We start from the raw sequence: 20,727 nt of genomic DNA, 5'->3' as shown, positions 1-20,727 counted from the left end.
GATCGCGGCCTAGCCGCGCACCCGCTTGCGCAGATAGTCGAGGGCCGCGCCGGCTTCGTCGGCCAGGTGCGGACGCGGCAGGTCGTTGGGCCAGATGCCTTCGGCGAAGGCCTGGCGATCGCCGCCGCCGAGACGCTCGCTCAGCGCCCGCTCCCACCAGACATGCCGACAGGCACGGGCATAGCTGTCCTGGGGCGCCAGGCAGCCATAGAGCAGCTTGCGTCCCAGGCTCGCCCGCTGCTTGTCCAGGCCGGCCAGTTGCCATTTCACCCGCAACCGGGTCCAGACATCGGGCAGCGGCTTGGTCAGGGGCACCTCCTGCCAGTGCTGCTGCAGCGCCGGCGAAAAGTCCTCGCCATAGCGCTCGAAGAAGTGCGCCAGCATGAAGTGCAGAAAGCGCTTTTCCGCGTAGTAGTGGCGCACGGGGCCACGCGCCTCGCCGATGGCCAGATCCGCCAGGCTGAACGACAGGGCGATCTGCTCCAGGGTATGGACCTCCTCGTCGTGGCCGTGCCAGTCGTCGATCAGGGCGATGGCCTGCTCGACCCGCGGCAGATGGACCCGCGCCAGACCACAGACGCCGCTGTTGTAGAGCCGGGTCTCTTCCGCCGGCTCCTGGCCACGCGCGGCCAGGGCTGCTGCGAAGCGGGCGAATTCCGGGCGGGTACGGGCCTTGCGCCAGGACCACTCCTCGATGTCCAGCAGCCCGCGTCCGCTGTCGATGCCGTCAAACAACGACGCCAGCGGCGCCTGGACCACGGTGTCGCTGTCCAGGAACAGCGTCCTGTCGGCCCGCGGCAGGGCCCAGGCGATGGCGCAGGCCTTGCTGCGGTGCAGATAGCCGTGCTGCCCCTGCCACTCCCTGAGCGTCGCGGCCTCGATGGCCACTACTTCCGCCGGCCAGCCGCGATAGTCCTGCGGCCGATCGGTCAGGATACGGAGGGCGATGTCCTGGCCCTGCCGCCAGTGCAGGGCGCTGAGCAGGCTGAACTTCAGCTCCTGCCGATAGGCCTGGGCACCGCCGTAGACGAAATACAGGAGTTGGCGTGTGGGGCGCATGTAAAGCTGCCGGCAAAAATCTGATTCTAGCAACAAGCGGCCGGATAGGTCGCAGGGGTCACTTCACAGCCTGCCACCTTCGGGTAACATGCACGCCCTGACGTTGACGGGTCCTGCATGAAGCCTCTCGAACATTCGCGCTATCTCGAACTGCGCGACGCCGCCCAGGTAGTGGAAGCCGATCACCATGGCGACAAGGTCCTGCGCCTCACCGATGGCAGCTATCTCAAGCTCTTTCGCCGCAAGCGGCTGCTGACCTCGGCGGCGCTGTTTCCCTATGCCCAGCGCTTTGCCGACAACGCCCGCCAACTGGCCGAGCGCGGCATTCCCTGTCCGCAGGTGCTGGAGGTCTATCGCGCCGCCTCGCTGCAGCGCGATCTGGTGCACTACAGCCCGCTGCCGGGCGCCACCCTGCGCCAGCTGCGCACCTCGGACGAGGCCGCGGCGCTGCGCCCCGCCCTGGGTCGCTTCATCGCCGAATTGCACGACAGTGGCGTCTACTTCCGCTCGCTGCACCTGGGCAACGTGGTGCAGACGCCAGAAGGCGAACTGGGCCTGATCGACATTGCCGATCTGCGCTGTCATGCGCGGCGTCTGCCGCTGCGCCTGCGGGTGCGCAACTTCCATCACCTGCTGCGCTACGGCGAAGACCGCGACTGGCTGTTCGAACCCGGTCGCGAACCCTTCCTCAGGGCCTATGCCGAAGCCTGCCGCCAGCCCCTGGACTGGCGCGAACTCGACCGGCAGCTGCAGGACTAGATCAGGACTGGACCGGCACCGCCTGTCCCAGCGCCAGCTTGCGCCGGCGTTGCACCTCGGCGCCGACGATCATCGCCGCGGGCAACAGCACCAGCGGCCACAACTCGTCCGGATTGCCGATCAGCTTGGCGCCGTCGAAATTGAGCATCAGCAGGGCCACGGCCAGATAAAGTCCCCAGGGATCGCGCTGGCGCAGAGCCGCGCCCAGGCTGGCCAGCATCAGCACGCCGAAGATCAGCAGCGACACCAGGCCGGTGTAGATGCCGAAGGAGACGAAGATGTTGTGCGGGTGCTGGATGGCCTCGGTGCCATGCAGCAGGTCGTGACTCTGGTAACCCAGGCCGCAGCCCAGCCACCAGCCGCAGGACTCCCAGTCCTTGATCATGAAGTGGAACAGCTCGATGCGTCCGGAATCCGCCCGGCCCCAGAAGGCGACGAACCAGGCTTCGGTATGCACCACCTGGACCACTCCGGCGATCAGGGCACTGACCAGCACGACCAGCGCCAGGGTGCGCAGCGGAAAGCGCGGAAAGGCGAAGAGCACGCCGAGGGCGGCCAGGAAGCCGATGCCCACCAGGCCGGTACGGGTCTGCAGGGCGAAGGAGATGCCGACGATGCTGACCACCACCGCCGCCAGCAACTCGATCCAGCGCCGCTCGCGGATCCAGCTGGGCGCGGCCAGGCCGCCCAGGCAGACCATCCAGATGCTCACATAGATGGGATTGGAGATGCGTCCCGGCAGGTGGATGACCCGCTGGCCGACGGCATAGTGGCCGGTCAGCCAGAACACCAGGCTGGAGCCCACGGCATAGGCGCAGACCACCCAGAAGGCCAGGCGTACGAGGCCGGGGCGACGAAAGAAGTCGCCATCCACCAGGCAGGCCACGGTCAGCACGAACAGCAGCACATAGAGGATGTGCTTGAAGAACTGCCCCTCTTCGGCCCGTGCCCCCGGCACGATGAACCAGGCGAGAAACACCAGCCAGAGCAGCAGCAGCGGCGAGCGCCAGTCGATCAGCCGCGGCCGCAGCACGAAGAGGATCAGCGCCGGCAGGGCGATCGCCGCATAGAAGTAGCTGTTGATCCACTTGGCCGTGGGGATGCACAGGTAGGCGGCCATGAACACCAGCACCGCCAGGGTGAAATAACGACTCTGCTGCAGGCGATCGAGCAAGGGTGTCACCACAACAGGGCTCCCAGGAGTGCGCCGACCAGGAAGGCCAGTGCCAGTTTGATGCGTTCCATCCGCCGGCGCTTCTGCTTGTCGTTGCGGTCCTTGTCGCTGACCACGTGCTGGCCGAAGCCGGTATGCAGCACGGCATCGTTTTCCAGGATCAGCGCGTGGCGCTGGGCGTCGGCATAGCGCCGGGACAGTTCCTTCTCGCCGCTCAGGTCGCCATAGGGGGCGTGCAGCAGGTAGTCGGCGCGCCGGCGCAGACCGGGATTGAAGGAAAAGCCCTGCCATTCGGGCTTGTGCGAGCCGACTTCGTAAAAGGCAATACCGGCATGCACCTGCCGCGACTTGAGATAGACGTAGGGGCTGTGGATCGCCAGGTCATGGGCATGGCTGCGCAGCCAGACCTGCAGCGCCTGGGGATCGGCCTCCAGCAGCGCCTGGGAGTCCTCGATGAAGCCCGGGCGATAGAAGGCCCAGTCGTCTTCGCAGTGGAAGATCCAGCTGGTCTCGACCCGGGCATAGGCGGCGTCGACACTGCGCATCTGGCCAAGCTTGGGATTGTTGACGATGAACTCGGTGTGTTCGCGCCAATGGGCGGGGATGCAGTCGCGTACCGCCTCGTCACCGGAATCTTCGGTGATGAAGACGCGGCGGATGGGCGCGGTGTTGAATTCGTCGAAGGTCGCCAGCGTCTGCCGCAGCAGGTCGAAGCGCCCGCAACTGGTGACGACCACGGAGATGTCGCTGTCGGCGGAAAACTGCACGTTCTACCCTTTCTGCCAGTTGAGTCGAAAGCCGGACCTCGGGCAGCGCATCAGCGTCCCAGCCTGCCGAGCAGGCGGTGCAGGAACCCCGGAGCGACTGCCGGTCGCAGCGCTGGGGTTATAGCCGAAACGATGCGCTCACCCAAGTGGCCGAAAGCGAAAGAGTGACGCGCCAGGGCCTCTCCAGCCCTGGCGATGGTCGCGGCGTGCGCCGGATCGCCGCGCAGCCGGGCGAGTTTCTCGCGCAACTCGTCCAGCGAGCGATAGAGCACCACGTTGACGCCATCCGCGAAACCCAGGGCGCGGTTCTCCTCTTCACCCTGATCGAAGGTGAAGAGCACGCAGCCGCAGGCCATGGCCTCGAAGTTCTTGATCATGTATTCGCCCATGCCGACATCGGCGCCAACGAAGTAGCGGATGCGGTTGAGGGTCTGCAGGTATTCGTCGCCCGAGCGGGTCTTGGTGATCAGCAGCGGCTCGACCTTGGCCAGGTCTTCCAGCAATTGCTTGCGCCCGCTGTAGGCCACGCTGCCGAGGCTGCCGACGAAGCCCAGTTCGATGTCGCGTTCGAGCCCCAGGTCGCGCAGCCGGCTGTCGTCGTAGCCCTTGGGCACGAAGTGGGCGTCCACCCCCTCCTCCTGCAGCCGCCGCGCCACGCCGGCGCCGGAGACCAGCACCCTGACGTGGGGCATGGCCCGGTAGTAGCGGCTGAATTTGCCGGTGTACTTGCAGGGGATGAAATTCTGGTAGGCGTCGTGCTCCAGCTCCACCAGATTGGGCAGGCTGCGGATGAAGGCGACCTGCCTGAGCTGCTTCTTGAATCTGAGAAAAAGCAGGATGCGATCGTATTGCTCGGGCTGGGGCACCGCGCGGCGGAAATAGCCGCGCAGATCGGCCTGTTCCTCGTCACTCAGCCAGCGCAGGTCGCACTCGCAGTGGGCGGCGATGCTGGCATAGAAGTGGTCCAGCAGGATGCGTTGCTCCTTCTGGACCAGGAACAGGACTTTCACGGCGCCGGGGCCTTGAAGGCGGCGACCATCGGCAGGCGCCAGAAGTCACGGCGCACGGCCTCGTCGGAGAAGCGTTCGGCCAGGCGCTCGCGCATGTGCTGCACGCAGGCGCGTCTCTGGCTCGGCGCCAGGCGGCCGAGGTGCTGCAGGCCCTGGCCGAGGGCTTCGGCGTCGCCGAGGGGAAAGAGGAAGCCGACCCCCTCGACGATCTCCCGCGCGCCACCGCAGGAAGTGGCGATCAGCGGGACGCCGGCGGCCATGGCCTCCAGCAGGACCATGCCGAAGGGCTCGTGGTCGGAACTCAGGGCGAAGACGTCGAAAGCCTTGAAATAGCGCCGGGCGCCGTCTACCTGACCAAGGAACAGCACCCGGTCGGCGATCGCCAGTTCGCGGGCCAGGTCCTTGAGGTCTTCTTCCAGGCGGCCCTTGCCGAGGAGCGCCAGCAGGGCATTGGCCGGCAGATTCGGCAGGGCGGCGGCGAAGCCGCGCAGCAGGGTGGCCTGGTCCTTGTCCGGATGCAGGCGACCGACGTTGCCGACGATCCAGGCGTCCTGGGGCAGCTTGAGCCCGGCGCGGGCCTCGTCGGCCGGCAGCAGTTCGCGTTCCACCGCCTCGACGTCCAGACGGTTGTAGAGGGTCTCGATGCGCTCGGCCGGCCAGTCCTTGAGGCGCTGGCGCAACTCGTCGCGTACCGCGTCGGAGACGCCCAGCAGGGTCAGGCGCTTGCTCATCAGCTTGGCGAACAGCCGCCGGCCGAGCCGGTCGTAGTCGCCAAAGGCATGGTGGACGCCGATCACCGGCAGATTGGTGGCCAGGCAGGCGATCCAGATCGGCTTGAATCTATGGGCGATGACGAAGCGGATACCGCGCGAGCGGACGATCTCGCGCAGCGCCTGGATGGCGCCGAGCTTGAGGCCCCGCACGTCCTTGGAGGAATACTCGAGGAACAGCACCTCGTCGCTACCGCAGCCGGCGGCCACCTCGGCATCGGCCGTGCCGGTGAGAAAGACCGTGGTGACGCGATAGCCGCTGCCCGCGAAGAGGCTGGCGGTCTGGCGGGCGCAGTCGAGGAAGGGACCGTCGTAGCCATGACAGAACTGCAGCACCCGCGGTTCGGCGGAACGCGTCATAGGCCGGCCCCCTCCTTGATCACCAGGACGTCTTCCATGATCAGGTACTGCAGGTCCGAGCCGAAGAACATGTTCAGGGCATCGGTGGGCGAGCAGACCATGGGTTCGCCGCGGCGGTTGAGCGAGGTATTGAGGGAGACGCCGTTGCCGGTGAGCTTTTCCAGCTCGACCATGAGGTCGTACCAGCACGGATTATGCCGGCGCTCCAGCACCTGGGCGCGGGAGGTGCCGTCTTCGTGGACCACCTCGGGCACCCGGCTCTTCCATTCCTCGTTGACCTCGAAGGTAAAGGTCATGAAGGGCGAGGGATGGTCGACCTTGAGCATCTGCGGCGCCACGGTATCGAGCATGGACGGGCAGAAGGGCCGCCAGCGCTCGCGGAACTTGATCTGGGCGTTGATGCGATCGGCCACGCCCGGCACGCTGGGGCAGCCGATGATGGAGCGACCGCCCAGGGCGCGCGGACCGAATTCCAGGCGACCCTGGAACCAGGCCACCGGATTGCCGGCCACCATGATCTCGGCGATGCGCTGGGGCATGTTGTCGATCCGCTCCCACTTGGGTGCGTTGGGATGGCGGGCGCAGGCGGCGATGACGTCTTCGTTGCTGTAGCCGGGGCCGAGATAGACGTGCTCCATCTTCTCCACCGGCACGCCACGGGCGTGGGAGACGTAGGCGGCAGCGCCGACGGCGGTGCCGGCGTCGCCCGAGGCGGGCTGGACGAACAGCTCCTTGACCTCGGGACGGGCGATGATCTTCTGGTTGAGCTTGACGTTGAGCGCGCAGCCGCCGGCAAAGGCGAGCTTGCCGGTCTGGCGGATGATGTCGCCCAGGTAGTAGTCCATCATCTCCAGCGCCAGGCGTTCGAACAGCGCCTGCATGCTGGCGGCATAGTGGATGTAGGGATCGTCGGCGATGTCGCCTTCACGCTTGGGTCCCAGCCACTCGATCAGCTTGGGCGAGAAGTAGTAGCCCTTGCCCTTTTCCTTGTAGCGGCGGAAGCCGATGACGTTGGCGTAGTCGGTGTTGATGATCAGCTCGCCGTTCTCGAATTTCGCCAGGCGCGAGAAATCGTACTTGCTGGCATCGCCATAGGGCGCCATGCCCATGACCTTGAATTCGCCGTCGAGCATCTCGAAGCCGAGGAATTCGGTGAGGGCGCCATAGAGGCCACCCAGGGAGTCCGGGTCGTAGAACTCCTTGATCTTGTGGATCTTGCCGTTCTCGCCGTAGCCGAAGAAGGTGGTGGCGTACTCGCCCTTGCCATCGATGCCAAGGATCGCGGTCTTTTCGCTGAAACCCGAGCAGTGGTAGGCACTGGAGGCATGGGCCAGGTGGTGCTCGACGGCTTCCAGCTTGACCTTCTTCAGGTCGAAGCCGAGCTGCACCAGGCACCACTCGATGCGCTTCTGGTAGCGGTGGTAGCGACGATTGCCGAACAGGATGGCGTCCAGGGCGCGATCCGGGGCGTAGGCATAGCGCTTGGCGTAGTGCCAGCGGGCTTCGCCGAAGAGACTGATGGGCGCATAGGGAATGGCCACCACGTCGACATCGGCGGGGCTGATCCCGGCCTGTTCCAGGCAGAACTTGGCCGACTCGTAGGGCATGCGATTCTTGGCATGCTTGTCGCGCACGAAGCGTTCTTCTTCCACCGCGGCGATCAGCTTGCCGTCGATATAGAGCGCGGCGGAGGGATCGTGGCTGAGGGCGCCGGACAGGCCAAGGACGGTCAGGGACACAGGTAAAGCCTCTGTACAGGGCGAAGCCAGAGGAGTTCGCCGGGGTTTCGCGAGGCCGCTGCAGGCCCGCCTCGCCTCAAAAACGGCGAATTATAGCCGTTCAGGCAGGCCACGGGTAATGGCCGCACGCCGGAGCGGGGCCTAGCGCACGGCGATTCAGCCCCGGTACAGATGGCGGGTCGGCGCTCAGGCTGGCGGCAGGCGCTCGTCGAGCAGGCGATGCAGGGCGCTGTCGGCCGGCCAGTTGCGCAACAGCCGGGCGCGGTCGCGGGCATAGGCGGCGGCGTAGGCACGGTCGCTGCCATGGGCCTGGAGGGCGTCGAGGTCGATCACCAGCCAGCGACCTTCATGCCAGATCAGGTTGGTGCCCTTGAAATCGCCATGGCCGAGGCGCTCGCGACGCAGGGCCTCGACCAGCGCCAGCAAGGCCTCCAGCTCGACCGCAGGCGGCGCCGACTGCACATAGGGCGCGAAGCGCTCCAGCAGATTGGGTCCGTCGACGAAGGGCGTGACCAGATAGGCGCGCCCGCGCAGGCCGAGAAAGCGGCGCTCGCGCACGGCCAGCGGCTCGGGAGTGGGAATGCCGAGGAATCGCAGCCGATGCCCTCGCGCCAGCTGTGCCAGGCTCGGCTCGGTCGCCAGAAGCGCGTCAGCCAATGGCCGAAGCCCTTGATGTTGTATCTCTTGAGCACCAGGTCCTGGTCCTGCCACTGCACGCGGGCCACGGTGGCGGCGCCGCCGTCCTTGAAGGTCGGCAGGCCGGCCAGGGCGGCGTCGGGATCGGCCAGCAGGCCTTCCAGGCGACTCAGCCAGGTGCGCCGCACGGCGATCAGGCCAAAGGCGCTGCGGGTGACGGCGAACAGGGTGCATTCCCGGCCGCTCTTCTTCAGGTAGTCGGCCAGGCGCCAGCGGCGGATCTCGGCGATACGCGCCAGCAGAGCTTCCAGGCGCAGGGCGTGTTCGGCATTGACCAGCAGGTAGTGGATCAGCAGCTCTTCCAGCTGAGCATCCAGGGCGGCCGGCAACTGGGCGAAGAACACCGCCAGATTCTCCTGCACCCGCGCCTGGGACAGCGGCTGGCCGACGGTCTCGGCCTGGATGTCCGCCGCGTCTATGACCAGGGCGGCGCCGTCCTTGACCAGCAGGTTGTCCAGGTGCAGATCGGCTTGCCAGAGCCCCTGGGCATGCAGCCGCGCCAGGGTGGCGAGGGCCGCGCCGAGCAACGCGTCCTGTGCCGGCGACAGGGGCGGCTCGGTGACGAGCGGCTGCCAGAGCTGCTCGACGCTGGGCGCCGCCTCGATGAAGTCGAACACCAGCCAGGCGCCCTGCCCGCTCGCCTCGCCGCTCTCCAGCAGCGTGGGGGTCGGCGCCGCGGCGGCCGCCAGCAGGCGGCACCCCTCGCGCTCGCGGGCGAATTGCCGACTCGCGCGCTCGCCGACCAGCAGCTTGGCCAGCACCCGCCGGCCCTGCCAGCGGGCCTCGCCGACATAGCGCTGACCGGGCAGCACCCTGAGCAGCGACAGCAGTTCCAACTCGCCACTGGGCAGTTCGATGCGCAACGGCAGGGTCGGCGCACGACCGGCCTTGGTCAGTTGCTCCAGGGTCATGCCTTGCGCTCCTTGTGGCGGCGACGCCCGGCCAGACGCCGACTCCAGTCGCGCACGGCGACGCTGTCCAGCGGCTGGTCCAGATAACTCGCCAGCAGGCGGGCGATGTCCTGCTCGCTCCATTGCGGCGCGCGGCGCAGCAGGGGTTCGAGATCGCGCAGGCGATCGCGCCGGCCGAACAGCAGCGGCCGGGTCTTTTCCAGATCGATCAGCCGCGCGGCCAGGCCTTCGCCCTGACGCTGCAGGAACAGATGCTTGGGATAGAAGCAGCCGTGCACCTGGCCGGCGCCGTGCAGCTGGCGAGCCAGTTCGCCAACGGCGACCAGCACCGCCTGGCGCTCCTCGGGAGCCAGGTGCGCCCAGACACGCAGCCAGCTGTCGAGATCGCGCCAGTCATCCAGCGCCCGGGTCAGCAGGATGGCGCGCCAGCCCTGGTCATCGCGGCGCTCGCCGTAATAGGCCAGCTCCAGCGACGGGATGCCGCGCTCGGCGTAGCGGCGGATGTTGCGACTCTCGCGGGCGAAGGTCGGCTCGCCAAGCGGGCGGGCCAGGGTGCGGGTCAGGTAGTCGCGCTGGCGCTTGAGGTAGTAGCCATGGCCGCCAACGTCCAGGCGAAACACCTGGCTGAAACCGCCGCGTCCCTGGTTGGGTTCGTCCACCGCGGTCAGCTCCAGCGCCCACAGCGCCGCGAAGCTGTCCAGGCCCTGGCCGGCCAGCACGGCCCGATCCTCGGCCGCCCACACCTCGTTCATTCCCGCCCTTGAAATAGTCCAGTACCTCGCGGATGCGCCCCTTGTCGTTGTCGCTGAGGCGCGCGCGACCGCGGTATTGCAGATAGAACCTGAGGCGCTGGGTGCGCGACAGCTGGTACTTGGCCACCTTGTCCAGGCAGGCCAGGTCCTTGACGATGCGCCAGCGCAGCCAGTGGCCGACCCAGAAGGCGCCGGCCGGGCAGTCGATGAGATAGAGCACGCCCTGACCATCCACCAGCAGGTTGCGCCACTTGAGATCGTTATGGACGAAATGGTGGTCGTGCAGGGTACGGGTCGCCGCGGCCAGCTGACGGCTGACGTTGTCCACCCACACCCGGTCGCGCAGCCGCGGATCCTCGCGCCTGGCCAGCTCGGCGAGGTCCAGGGTGTCGGGAATCTCGCGGGTGATCATGGCGCCGCGGGCGAAGCCCCGGGGCGAGCGCTCCATCCCCAGGCCACCACCGGCGCGGTGGCGATGCCCCACTTGGCGAAACGCTTGAGATTCTGCCATTCGGCCTTGACCCGCGGCCGCCCGACATAGCGCCGCAGCCCCTTGCCGGCGCCGTGGTAGCGCTTGACGTAGTAGCGGATGCCGTCGCGCTCGATGCGCACCACTTCCGACAGCGGATCGCTGGTCAGGCGTTCGCCGTCGAGGGCGAACACCGCTTCCAGGGTGGCGAATTCGGGCAGGTGGGCAACGCTGGAATCGATGCGCCAGTCAGCCATCAGAGCCGGTCCCCGTAGCGTTCCTTGCGCTCCAGCAAGGCGGCGGCCTTGCGTTCCAGACGCGCCAGCAGCGGCGCCTCGTCGCGCAGGATCTCGCGCAGCGGCCGCTGGAAGTAGCCCTGCAGGAAGCGCAGGAAGTCGCGCTGCGTCAGGCCGATGCCCAGGGCGGAGAAATACAGCCCGGCCAGGTCCTTGTCGCGCCAGCGCCGGGGCACCTGGGTGCGGCACTGGGCGCGGTGCAGGTCGATCAGCCACAGTCGCAGATTGGCCACGGTGACCGGCTGGGCGGTGTCGAGCAGGAAATGGCAGATGTAGCAATCGCGATGGTTGACGCCCGCCCGGTGCATGGCCCCGGTCATGCGCGCCACCTCGGCGATCAGCGCCCGCTTGAGCAGGGGCTCGGGGGCTGGCGGACCCAGTCGAGGCTGAAGTCTTCGAGACTGACGGTGGGCGCCAGCTCCTCGGTGATGATGAAGGAGTGCTGGGTCGCCGGATTGGCGCCGCGCTCGCCGAAGGCCACCGCGGTCATGGTCGGCACGCCGACCTGGTGCAGCCGCTCGATGGCCTGCCATTCCTGGCGCGCACCCAGCACCGGCTGCTTGGCCTGCAGCAGATTCTTGGCGATCTCGCCCCAGCCGATGCCGCGGTGGATCTTGACGAAGTAGCCACGACCGGCCACCTCGGTGCGCAGGGTGCGGCGTCCGTCCAGCTCGCGATAGACCTGGCCCTGCAGGGCCTCCACGGCGACGAAGGGATCCTGGCCGGCCCAGCGGCTGGCGAAGGGCTCACGCAATTGCAGGGTCATGCCACCCCAGGATGACATCGGCGGCGCGTTCGGGCAGCGAATAGAGATCGGCGCTGGCGGCGAAGGCCAGGCCATTGCGGCCCTGCACCGCGCGGCGCTCGGGATCGGCCAGCAGCTCGGCGAGCATCCGGTCCAGGGTCTCCTGGACGAAGGGCGACGGCACCACCGCGCCGGCGCGGGCCTCGTCGATGTAGTGGGCATAGCCGCAGACATCGGTGACCAGCACCGGCAGCCCGGCGACCAGCGCCTCCAGCAGCACGGTGCCGGTATTTTCGTTGTAGGCCGGATGGATCAGCAGATCGGCGCCGAGCAGGAAGCGCGGGATGTCGCTGCGCCCCTTGAGGATCTCGACCCGCTCGCTCACGCCCAGCGCCTTGGCCTGCAGCAGGAAGGGCTTGGGATCGTCCTGGCCGATGGCGAACAGCCGGGTGCGCTTGCGCAACTCCTTGGGCAAAGAGGCCAGGGCGCGCAGGCTGCGATCCAGGCCCTTGGTCTTGAAGCCGGAACCGATCTGCACCAGCAGCAGCTCGCCCTCCTCCAGCCCGAATTCGCGCCGGAAGTCGGCGCGGATCTCGGCGGCGTTGGCCGGCGCGCGACGATCGGCGGCGATGCCCGGCGGCAGGAGGTGGAAGCGCGGCGTCGGCGTGCCGTAGTGCTTGACGAACAGCGGCTGCTGCACCTCGGAGATCATCAGGATCTCGGTCGACGACTCGGGCGCGAACACCGCGCGCTCGTATTCGGCGAAATGGCGATAGCGACCCCACTGGCGATACAGCGGATTGCGCAGGGTCTGGGCCTTGTCCTCGAAGCAGGGATCGGCGGCGTAATAGACGTCCAGCCCCGGCATCTTGTTGAAGCCGATCACCCGGTCCACCGGATCGCGGGCGAGGTCGGCCTGCAGCCAGGCGTGGAATTTCTCGTTGCGCCGGTGATTGAACAGGGCGCTGACCCTGGCCACCCGCACGTCGAAGCCCTCCGGCACCGGGCCTTCCCAGATCAGGGTGTAGACGCGGATGGCATGGCCCCGGCGCTGGCACTCCTGGGCGATGCGCAGGAAGTCCCGCTGCAGGCCGCCAAAGGGAAAGTACTTGTAGAGCACGAAAGCCAGGGTCATGCGGGGAGGTCTTCCAACAGCAGGGTTTCCAGTTCCAGTTCAACCCGCTCCGGGGTCAGGGCGGCGAGACTGGCCGCGGGCTGATCGCGCGGCTCGTCGGTGCCGTCCAGCCCCACGGCGCTCAGGTGCACCTGAGAGCGGCCATAGGCGCCGACCTTCTTCGGACTGGTCGGGCCATAGAGCGACACGGTGGGCACGTCCAGGGCCGCGGCCAGATGGCCGAGGCCGGTATCCACCGCCACGCAGGCACGGGCGCCGGCCAGCACCTTGGCCACCCCGGCGAGATTCAGTCGCGGCAGCACCTGGACGCCATCCAGGCCGTCGGCGATGCGTTCGGCTCGGGCATGTTCCGCCTCGTTGCCCCACAACAGTCGCACCGGCCAGTCCAGTTGGCTCATGCGCTCGGCCAATTCGCGCCAGTGGGCCTCGGGCCAGTGCTTGCTGACCCAGGTGGTGCCGTGCAGGAACACCACATAGGGCGTCTCGTTGGTGCCGGCCAGGCGTTGCCGATCCAGGCCGTAGTCACCCACGCCCGCCGGCAGCGGATAGTCCAGGGCCTGGGCGAACAGCTGGCGGATCCGCTCCAGGGCGTGCTGCCCCTTGGCGACATGATAGCGCTCGTCATAGAAGCGGCTGGCCAGGGGCTCGCGGGCGGAGTTGCGGTCGAGACCGGCCACCGGCGCCTCGGCGTAGCGGGTCAGCCAGGCGCTCTTGAGCAGGCCCTGGGCATCGATCACCCGGTCATAGCGCTGCTCGCGCACGCGCGCCTTGAATTCGCCCCACTCGCCACTGGCCCAGGCGGAAAAGGGCTGCTTGCGCCAGCGGCGCAGGGCCACCGGGATCACCTGGCTCACGGCCGGGTGCCAGGCGGGAATCTCGGCGAAGCCCTCCTCCACCACCCAGTCGAAGCAGATGCCGGGATGGCCCGCGCCGCATCGGTCAGGGCCGGCAGGGTATGGATGACATCGCCAAGGGAGGAGGTCTTGATCAGCAGCACGCGCATCTAGCCCACCTCGACCGGATCGGCGACCAGGCGGCCAAGCGCCTCCTGCACCAGGCTCGGCTGCAGCAGGCGCAGGCAATCGTAATGGCCGAAGCGGCAGGTACGGTCGAAGCAGGGACTGCACTCCAGCCCCAGGCGCACCACCTCGACCTGGCTGGCCAGCGGCGGCGTGAAGCCCGGCGAGGTGGAGCCATAGACCGCCACCAGCGGGCGATCCAGGGCGGCGGCCACGTGCATCAGACCGGAATCGTTGCTGATGACCGCACTGGCACAGGAAAGCAGGTCGATGGCCTCGGCCAGGGAAGTACGCCCGGCGAGGTTGTAGACATCTTCCTCGAAACCGGGGGTGACCCACTCGCGGATCTCTTCGCCACCGGGGGCGTCCTTCTGCGAGCCGAACAGCCAGACCTGCCAGCCCTGACGCAGCCGGGCATCGGCCACGGCGGCGTAGTGCTCGGCCGGCCAGCGCTTGGCCTCGCCGAATTCGGCGCCCGGGCAGAGCGCCAGCACCGGCCGGTCCAGGCTCAGGCCGAAGCGCTCCAGGGCGGCGTCACGGCTGGCCGGGTCGATGGCCAGCCGTGGCTTGGGATAGGGTTTGGGCAACTCCGCACCGGGCGCGTAAGCCAGCGCCATGAAGCGCTCGATCATCAGCGGATAGCGCGCCTTGTCGAGGGTGCGGATGTCGTTGAGCAGGCCGAATCTCATCTCGCCGCGCCAACCGGTACGCTTGGGGATGCCGGCGAAATAGGGCACCAGCGCCGACTTCAGCGAGTTGGGCAACAGGATCGCCTGGTCATAGCGACCGCGCAGCTGCTGGCCGATGCGCCGGCGGGTGGCCAGCTCGAAGGCGCCGTGGCCGAGGGGAAAGCTCAGGGCTTCGCGCACCTCGGGCATGCGCTCGAGCAGCGGGCGACTCCACTCGGGGGCGAGGACGTCGATCTGGCAGTCGGGATGCTGGCGCTTGAGGCAGACGAAGAGGGTCTGCGCCATCACCATGTCGCCGACCCAACTGGGTCCGATGATCAGAATATTCATGCTGGAAGGCGATCGGCACCTAGCGGGTGGCCGACTCCCACTCCCTCAGGCCCGGCCTGATCGAAAGCTCGCGCACGGACATCGACATCTTGCCTCTCCTTACTGATAACGGCCTAAAAGGTGGCCGGATTGCCGGACGGCGTGTCCAGCCCCAGGCCGTGCCAGATACGGCGCACTTCGTCGCGCTCGGCGAGAAAGCCGTCGGCCGGCACCTTGCCCGGCTGCTTCTGCAGCACCAGGCGGTGCAGCGCGGCGCGGTAGACCTTGTAGGCTTCGCGCAGGGCAATGGCGTCCGTGGCCGGTACCAGACCAGCCGCTTCGAGGGATTCCAGGATGCGGATGTTGTCGGGAAAACGCAGCAATTCGGGATGCTGCCACGACCAGGCCAGAACGGCATATTGGACCATAAATTCGATATCGACGATACCGCCGGCATCCTGCTTGAGGTCGAAGCGCTGCTCCGGCCGGCGCGCGTTCGGCCCCAGTCCGCCGGCGGTCACCGCGGTGCCGAGGTTGTCGAGCATCTTGTCGCGCATGCCGGCCACGTCGGCCTGCAGGGTCGCCAGCTCCCGCTGCCGACCGAGGATGCGCGCCCGCACCGCGTCGAAGCGCTCGCCAAGCCGCGGGCAACCTGCCACCACCCGCGCGCGCACCAGCGCCTGGTGCTCCCAGGTCCAGGCCTCGCTCTGCTGGTAGCGCTCGAAGGCCTCCAGCGAGCTCACCAGCAGCCCCGCCGCGCCGGACGGCCGCAGGCGCATGTCCACCTCGTAGAGGGTGCCCACCGGGGTAGTGGTGGTGAGCAGATGGATGATGCGCTGGCCGAGGCGATTGAAGAACTGGGCGCCATCCATGGGCTTGGCGCCATCGGTCTCGGCCAGGGGATCGGCATCGTGGATGAACACCAGATCGAGATCCGAACCATGGCCGAGCTCGATGCCGCCGACCTTGCCGTAGCCGACGATGACGAAGTCCGGCTGGCAGGGCGAGCCGTCGCGTCGCTGCGGCGTGCCATGGCGCTGCACCAGCTGGCGCCAGGCCAGGCCGAAGACCTCTTCGAGGATCACCTCGGCGAGCCAGGTGAGATAGTCGCTGACCTTCATCAGCGGCAGGCTCCCGGCGATCTCCGCCGCCGCCACCCGCAGGCTGTGGGCGCGCTTGAAGTGACGCAGCACGTCCATCTGCTGCTCCAGATCCTCTTCGGGCAGGCGCATCAGGCGCTCGCGCAATTCGGCGGCCAGCTCCGGTTTCTGCGGCGGATGATAGAGCCGGCCCTCGTTGAGCAATTCGTCGAGCAGCGCCGGATAGCGGGTGATCTGTTCGGCCACCCAGGCACTGGCGCCGCAGAGCTCCAGCAGCCGCGCCAGGGCCGGCGGATTCTCGCTGAGCAGGACCAGGTAGGCGGAGCGTCGCGCCACGGCTTCCACCAGCGGCAGCACCCGCTCCAGCGCCCGATCGGGCTGCTCGTCGGCGCTGACCGCATCCAGCAGCCGTGGCATGAAGGCATCCAGGCGCTCGCGACCGGCGCGCTGCATGGCCCGCACCTGGCCGCTGGCCCGCAGACTGGCCAGCAATTCCAGCGCCTGCTCCGGCGCCTGGAAGCCCGCCGCGCGCAGTCGCGCCAGGGACTCCTCGGGGTCGAGCAGGTCTTCCCACAGCGGCAGCCAGCTGTCTTCCAGCTCGGCGCTCTGGGTCTCCTCCTCTGGATCGGCGATGGTCTGCTGGAAGTGCCAGTCGATGCGGCTGCGCCAGCCGTCGAGCGCCGCGCTGAAGTCATCCCAGTCGGCATACCCCATGAGGAAGGCCACCCGCGCCCGACCCTGAGGGTCCACTGGCAGGGTCTGGGTCTGCTGGTCGGCGATGGCCTGCAGCCCGTGCTCCACATAGCGCAGGAAGCAATAGCCCTCGCGGAGCTCCGCTTCGGCCGCGGCCGGCAGATAGTCGCGCTCGCGCAGACTGGTCAGTACCCCGAGCAGCGGGCGCTGCTGCAGTGCCGGATCGCGCCCGCCGTGGATCAGCTGGTAGGCCTGGGCGATGAATTCCACTTCGCGGATGCCGCCCGCGCCCAGCTTGACGTTGTCGGTCATGCCGCGCCGGCGCACCTCCTGGCGGATCAGCTGCTTCATGCTGCGCAGGGCTTCGATGGCGGAGAAATCCAGATAGCGCCGATAGACGAAGGGCCGCAGCAGGGTCAGCAGCTCGGCGCCGCTGGCCTGGTCGCCGCCGACCACCCGTGCCTTGATCATGGCGTAGCGTTCCCAGTCGCGGCCCTGGTCCTGGTAATAGAGCTCCATGGCGGCAAAGCTCAGCACCAGGGCGCCGGCGCTGCCATAGGGCCGCAGGCGCATGTCGACGCGAAAGACGAAGCCCTCCACCGTGGTGGCGTCCAGCGCCTTGATCAGGCGTTGTCCGAGGCGGGTGAAGAATTCCTGGTTGTCCTGCTCGCGCCGCGCGCCGCGCGTCTCCCCGCCCTCGCCATAGGCGAAGATCAGGTCGATATCGGAGGACAGATTCAGCTCTCCCGCACCCAGTTTGCCCATGCCCAGCACCACCAGCTGCTGGGGCTGACCGCTGTGGCGCCCGGTCGGCACGCCGAACTGGCCGCACTGCTGGGCATAGAGCCAGGCGCAGGCCTGGTCGATGCAGGCGTCGGCCAGGTCGCTGAGGTCCCGACAGGTCTCCACCAGATCGGCGCGCCGGGTCAGGTCGCGCCAGACGACGCGCACCTGCTGCAGCATGCGAAAACGCCGCAGCCGGCGCCCCAATTCGGCTTCGTCCGGGCAGTCGGTCAGGGCCTCGCGCAGGCGCTGCGCCATCGCCCCCGGCGCCAGCGACAGCTCCAGATCGCCGCTGTCGACCAGCGCCAGGCAAGGCTCGGGCAGGCGGCAGAACTGCTCGACGACGAAATCGCTGAGGGCGGCCACCCGCCGCCACTCGGCGCGCAGCGGCGCGGGCCAGTTCGCCTGGCGGGCCGCCGCCGCGGGCAGCGGGGACAGGGCGTCGGCCAGACGCCGGTCGGCGAGCTCGGCACAGGCGACAAGAGTCGGAGGCAGTTCGGGACGAAGGAGGGGTATCATGGGCAGTCCTGCGCAGGGACGGTCGAACCCCACCACCCTGCCGCGAACCCCCTACCCGGGACATTCCGACGGACCACCTGGTCCGAGCGGGAACCGTTTTCTCGTCCGCGGTTCGGAGTTCGCGAGCCCTCGAGCAGCGCGTTCGACAAACGTCGAATTGTTTTTTATCGCATTACAGCTCGGAGCTGAAACGGATTTGAATTTGTAGTAAAACTACACGCCGATCGGAACCGTCCGGTCATAAATCCAAGAATTTTCGCTGCCCCAAGAGGCCGGCGGCGACCCTGAGGCGACCGATTTTGGAAGCCTTTCCGCCCTGGAGCAAGCCATGCAAGATCTCGATCCCGTCGAAACCCAGGAATGGCTGGACGCCCTGGAGTCCGTCCTCGACCACGAAGGCGAGGAGCGCGTTCATTATCTGATGACCCGCATGGGCGAACTGGCTACCCGCAGTGGTACCCAGCTGCCCTACTCCATCAATACCCCCTATCGCAACACCATTCCAGTGACCCGGGAAGCCCACATGCCGGGCGACCTGTTCATGGAGCGACGCATCCGCTCGCTGGTTCGCTGGAACGCCCTGGCGATGGTCATGCGCGCCAACCTCAAGGATCCGGATCTGGGTGGTCACATCTCCACCTTCGCCTCCAGCGCCACCCTCTATGACATCGGCTTCAACTATTTCTGGAAGGCGCCCAACGAAGAGCACGGCGGCGACCTGATCTACTACCAGGGCCACGCGTCCCCCGGCGTCTACGCCCGTGCCTTCCTGGAAGGCCGCCTCTCCGAAGACCAGATGAACAACTTCCGCCAGGAAGTGGACGGCAAGGGCCTGTCGAGCTACCCGCACCCGCACCTGATGCCCGACTTCTGGCAGTTCCCGACCGTGTCCATGGGTCTGGGTCCGATCACCGCCATCTACCAGGCCCGCTTCATGAAGTACCTGGAGAACCGCGGCTACATCCCCGCCGGCAAGCAGAAGGTCTGGTGCTTCATCGGCGACGGCGAGTGCGACGAGCCGGAAACCCTGGGCGCCATCTCCCTGGCCGGCCGCGAGAACCTCGACAATCTGATCTTCGTCATCAACTGCAACCTGCAGCGCCTCGACGGCCCGGTCCGTGGCAACGGCAAGATCGTCCAGGAACTGGAAGGCATCTTCCGTGGCGCCGACTGGAACGTCACCAAGGTCCTCTGGGGCCGCATGTGGGATCCGCTGTTCGCCCGCGACACCGAAGGCCGCATGCAGCAGCGCATGGACGCCGTGGTCGATGGTGAATACCAGAACTACAAGGCCAAGGACGGTGCCTATGTGCGCAAGCACTTCTTCGGCGCCAACCCCGAGCTGCTCAAGATGGTCGAGGACCTGTCCGACGACGAGATCTGGAAGCTCAACCGTGGCGGTCACGACCCCTACAAGGTCTATGCGGCCTACCACCAGGCGGTCAACCACAAGGGCCAGCCCACCGTCATCCTGGCCAAGACCATCAAGGGCTACGGCACCGGTGCGGGCGAAGCCAAGAACACCGCGCACAACACCAAGAAGGTGGATGTGGAGTCGCTGAAGAAATTCCGCGATCGCTTCGACATCCCGCTGAACGATTCCCAGCTCAGCGAACTGCCCTTCTATCGTCCGGCCGACGACAGTGCCGAGATGAAGTACCTGATGAGCCGTCGCGAGTCCCTGGGCGGTCACCTGCCCCAGCGTCGCGCGCGCAGCCTGAGCATCCCCACCCCGCCCCTGGAAACCCTGAAGGCGGTGCTGGACGGCTCCGGCGATCGCGAGATCTCCACCACCATGGCCTTCGGCCGCATCCTGTCGCAACTGGTCAAGGACAAGGACCTGGGCAAGCGCATCGTGCCCATCCTCGCCGACGAGGCCCGTACCTTCGGCATGGAAGGCATGTTCCGCCAGCTGGGCATCTACTCGCCCCACGGTCAGCTCTATGAGCCGGTCGATCGCGACCAGGTGATGTACTACCGCGAAGAGAAGGACGGCCAGATCCTCCAAGAAGGCCTCAACGAGGCCGGCGCCATGTCCTCCTTCATCGCCGCCGGTACCGCCTACAGCAACTACAACCAGCCCATGCTGCCGGTCTACATCTTCTATTCGATGTTCGGCTTCCAGCGTATCGGCGACCTGGCCTGGGCGGCGGGCGATGCCCAGACCCGCGGCTTCCTGCTGGGCGGCACCTCCGGCCGTACCACCCTGAACGGTGAAGGTCTGCAGCACGAGGACGGTCACAGCCACATCCTGGCTGGCACCATCCCCAACTGCCGCAGCTACGATCCCACCTATGCCTACGAGCTGGCGGTGATCATGCGCGAAGGCATCCATCAGATGATGGAACTGCAGCAGAGCGTCTTCTACTACATCACCGTGATGAACGAGAACTACCAGCAGCCGGCCATGCCCCAGGGTGTCGAGGAAGGCATCATCAAGGGCATGTACCTGCTGGAAGAAGAACAAGGCGACTTCAAGCACCGCGTCCAGCTGCTGGGCTCGGGCACCATCCTCAACGAGGTCCGCGCGGCTGCGAGCCTCCTGCGCGAGATGGGTGTCGGCGCCGACATCTGGAGCGTCACCAGCTTCAACGAACTGCGCCGCGAAGGCCTGGCCGTCGACCGCTGGAACCGCCTGCACCCGCTGGAAGAGCGCCGCCTGACCTACGTCGAGCAGTGCCTGGGCGAGCGCCAGGGTCCGGTCATCGCCTCCACCGACTACATGAAGCTGTTCGCCGACCAGATCCGCCAGTGGGTCCCCACCGAATTCCAGGTGCTGGGTACCGACGGCTTCGGTCGCAGCGACAGCCGCAAGAAGCTGCGTGATCATTTCGAGGTCGACCGTCGCTGGGTCGCCGTCGCCGCTCTGCAGGCGCTGGCCAACCAAGGCAAGCTGGAACGCAAGGTCGTGGCCGACGCCATCACCAAGTTCGGCATCGACACCGAGAAGCGCAATCCCCTGGATTGCTGATG

At 67.3% G+C, this 20,727-nt stretch carries 12 protein-coding genes and 4 pseudogenes; 2 read left to right on the top strand and 14 right to left on the bottom strand.

Annotated features, from left to right (window positions below; all coding sequences use genetic code 11):
* Window positions 1-9: 9 nt before the first annotated feature.
* Window positions 10-1,059, bottom strand: a complete 1,050-nt coding sequence (locus BGI51_RS12025) for a hypothetical protein (protein WP_093253871.1) — start codon at window positions 1,057-1,059, stop codon at window positions 10-12.
* A gap of 117 nt (window positions 1,060-1,176) precedes the next feature.
* On the opposite strand from BGI51_RS12025, the gene BGI51_RS12020 reads away from it, so the two are divergent.
* Window positions 1,177-1,818: a lipopolysaccharide kinase InaA family protein gene (locus BGI51_RS12020; RefSeq protein WP_187978471.1), complete on the top strand. Its 642-nt coding sequence runs from the start codon at window positions 1,177-1,179 to the stop codon at window positions 1,816-1,818.
* 1 nt (window position 1,819) lies between these two features.
* Here the strand turns inward: BGI51_RS12020 and BGI51_RS12015 are convergent, their stop codons facing one another.
* The 13 genes and pseudogenes from BGI51_RS12015 to glnE all read right to left on the bottom strand — a co-directional run bounded on the left by BGI51_RS12015 (window position 1,820) and on the right by glnE (window position 17,754).
* Complete coding sequence (locus tag BGI51_RS12015) at window positions 1,820-2,992, bottom strand: O-antigen ligase family protein (protein WP_187978470.1); 1,173 nt, start codon at window positions 2,990-2,992, stop codon at window positions 1,820-1,822.
* A gap of 5 nt (window positions 2,993-2,997) precedes the next feature.
* A complete protein-coding gene (locus BGI51_RS12010) occupies window positions 2,998-3,759 on the bottom strand; it encodes a glycosyltransferase family 2 protein (RefSeq protein WP_017640113.1) in 762 nt (253 codons plus the stop codon).
* A 50-nt stretch (window positions 3,760-3,809) separates the two neighbouring features.
* Complete coding sequence (locus BGI51_RS12005) at window positions 3,810-4,769, bottom strand: glycosyltransferase (RefSeq protein WP_187978469.1); 960 nt, start codon at window positions 4,767-4,769, stop codon at window positions 3,810-3,812.
* Window positions 4,766-5,899 carry a glycosyltransferase gene (locus BGI51_RS12000; RefSeq protein ID WP_187978468.1) on the bottom strand — a complete coding sequence of 378 codons (1,134 nt, stop codon included), beginning with the start codon at window positions 5,897-5,899 and terminating at the stop codon, window positions 4,766-4,768. Before BGI51_RS12000 ends, BGI51_RS12005 begins: the two co-directional genes overlap by 4 nt.
* Complete coding sequence (locus BGI51_RS11995) at window positions 5,896-7,638, bottom strand: carbamoyltransferase family protein (protein ID WP_187978467.1); 1,743 nt, start codon at window positions 7,636-7,638, stop codon at window positions 5,896-5,898. The genes BGI51_RS12000 and BGI51_RS11995 overlap by 4 nt, the downstream gene beginning before the upstream one ends.
* Window positions 7,639-7,824: 186 nt before the next feature.
* Window positions 7,825-9,245: pseudogene (locus tag BGI51_RS11990) on the bottom strand (lipopolysaccharide kinase InaA family protein).
* Complete coding sequence (locus BGI51_RS11985) at window positions 9,242-9,997, bottom strand: lipopolysaccharide kinase InaA family protein (protein ID WP_187978466.1); 756 nt, start codon at window positions 9,995-9,997, stop codon at window positions 9,242-9,244. The pseudogene BGI51_RS11990 and the gene BGI51_RS11985 overlap by 4 nt, the downstream one beginning before the upstream one ends.
* Window positions 9,998-10,001: 4 nt before the next feature.
* Window positions 10,002-10,723: pseudogene (locus BGI51_RS11980) on the bottom strand (lipopolysaccharide kinase InaA family protein); the annotation flags it as partial.
* A pseudogene (gene rfaP, locus BGI51_RS11975) lies at window positions 10,723-11,528 on the bottom strand (lipopolysaccharide core heptose(I) kinase RfaP). The pseudogenes rfaP and BGI51_RS11980, both read right to left, overlap by 1 nt.
* Window positions 11,509-12,642 (bottom strand): glycosyltransferase family 4 protein, encoded by a 1,134-nt coding sequence (locus BGI51_RS11970; protein ID WP_187978465.1) that lies wholly within the window; start codon window positions 12,640-12,642, stop codon window positions 11,509-11,511. The pseudogene rfaP and the gene BGI51_RS11970 overlap by 20 nt, the downstream one beginning before the upstream one ends.
* Window positions 12,639-13,645: pseudogene (gene waaC, locus BGI51_RS11965) on the bottom strand (lipopolysaccharide heptosyltransferase I). The gene BGI51_RS11970 and the pseudogene waaC overlap by 4 nt, the downstream one beginning before the upstream one ends.
* On the bottom strand, window positions 13,646-14,680 hold the full coding sequence (gene waaF, locus BGI51_RS11960) for a lipopolysaccharide heptosyltransferase II (protein WP_068383051.1): 1,035 nt from the start codon (window positions 14,678-14,680) through the stop codon (window positions 13,646-13,648).
* A gap of 113 nt (window positions 14,681-14,793) precedes the next feature.
* The gene (glnE, locus tag BGI51_RS11955; protein ID WP_187978464.1) at window positions 14,794-17,754 is read right to left on the bottom strand and encodes a bifunctional [glutamate--ammonia ligase]-adenylyl-L-tyrosine phosphorylase/[glutamate--ammonia-ligase] adenylyltransferase; all 2,961 of its coding nucleotides are present in this window, start codon (window positions 17,752-17,754) and stop codon (window positions 14,794-14,796) included.
* Window positions 17,755-18,082: 328 nt separating this feature from the next.
* On the opposite strand from glnE, the gene aceE reads away from it, so the two are divergent.
* Window positions 18,083-20,725 (top strand): pyruvate dehydrogenase (acetyl-transferring), homodimeric type, encoded by a 2,643-nt coding sequence (gene aceE, locus BGI51_RS11950; protein ID WP_187978463.1) that lies wholly within the window; start codon window positions 18,083-18,085, stop codon window positions 20,723-20,725.
* The last annotated feature ends 2 nt before the right edge of the window (window positions 20,726-20,727 follow it).

Source organism: Pseudomonas oryzihabitans (assembly GCF_014522265.1).
In the GTDB taxonomy this organism is placed as follows: domain Bacteria; phylum Pseudomonadota; class Gammaproteobacteria; order Pseudomonadales; family Pseudomonadaceae; genus Chryseomonas; species Chryseomonas aestiva.
The sequence above is the reverse complement of the archived record's forward strand: the minus strand, read 5'-3'. Positions and strand labels throughout refer to the sequence as shown.

Bases quoted from the DNA above. Each gene is read 5' to 3' on its own strand.
- aceE (WP_187978463.1), top strand. From the start codon at position 18,083: ATGCAAGATCTCGATCCCGTCGAAACCCAGGAATGGCTGGACGCCCTG.
- BGI51_RS12025 (WP_093253871.1), bottom strand. From the start codon at position 1,059: ATGCGCCCCACACGCCAACTCCTGTATTTCGTCTACGGCGGTGCCCAG.
- waaF (WP_068383051.1), bottom strand. From the start codon at position 14,680: ATGAATATTCTGATCATCGGACCCAGTTGGGTCGGCGACATGGTGATG.
- BGI51_RS11985 (WP_187978466.1), bottom strand. From the start codon at position 9,997: ATGAACGAGGTGTGGGCGGCCGAGGATCGGGCCGTGCTGGCCGGCCAG.
- BGI51_RS12020 (WP_187978471.1), top strand. From the start codon at position 1,177: ATGAAGCCTCTCGAACATTCGCGCTATCTCGAACTGCGCGACGCCGCC.
- BGI51_RS11970 (WP_187978465.1), bottom strand. From the start codon at position 12,642: ATGACCCTGGCTTTCGTGCTCTACAAGTACTTTCCCTTTGGCGGCCTG.
- glnE (WP_187978464.1), bottom strand. From the start codon at position 17,754: ATGATACCCCTCCTTCGTCCCGAACTGCCTCCGACTCTTGTCGCCTGT.
- BGI51_RS12000 (WP_187978468.1), bottom strand. From the start codon at position 5,899: ATGACGCGTTCCGCCGAACCGCGGGTGCTGCAGTTCTGTCATGGCTAC.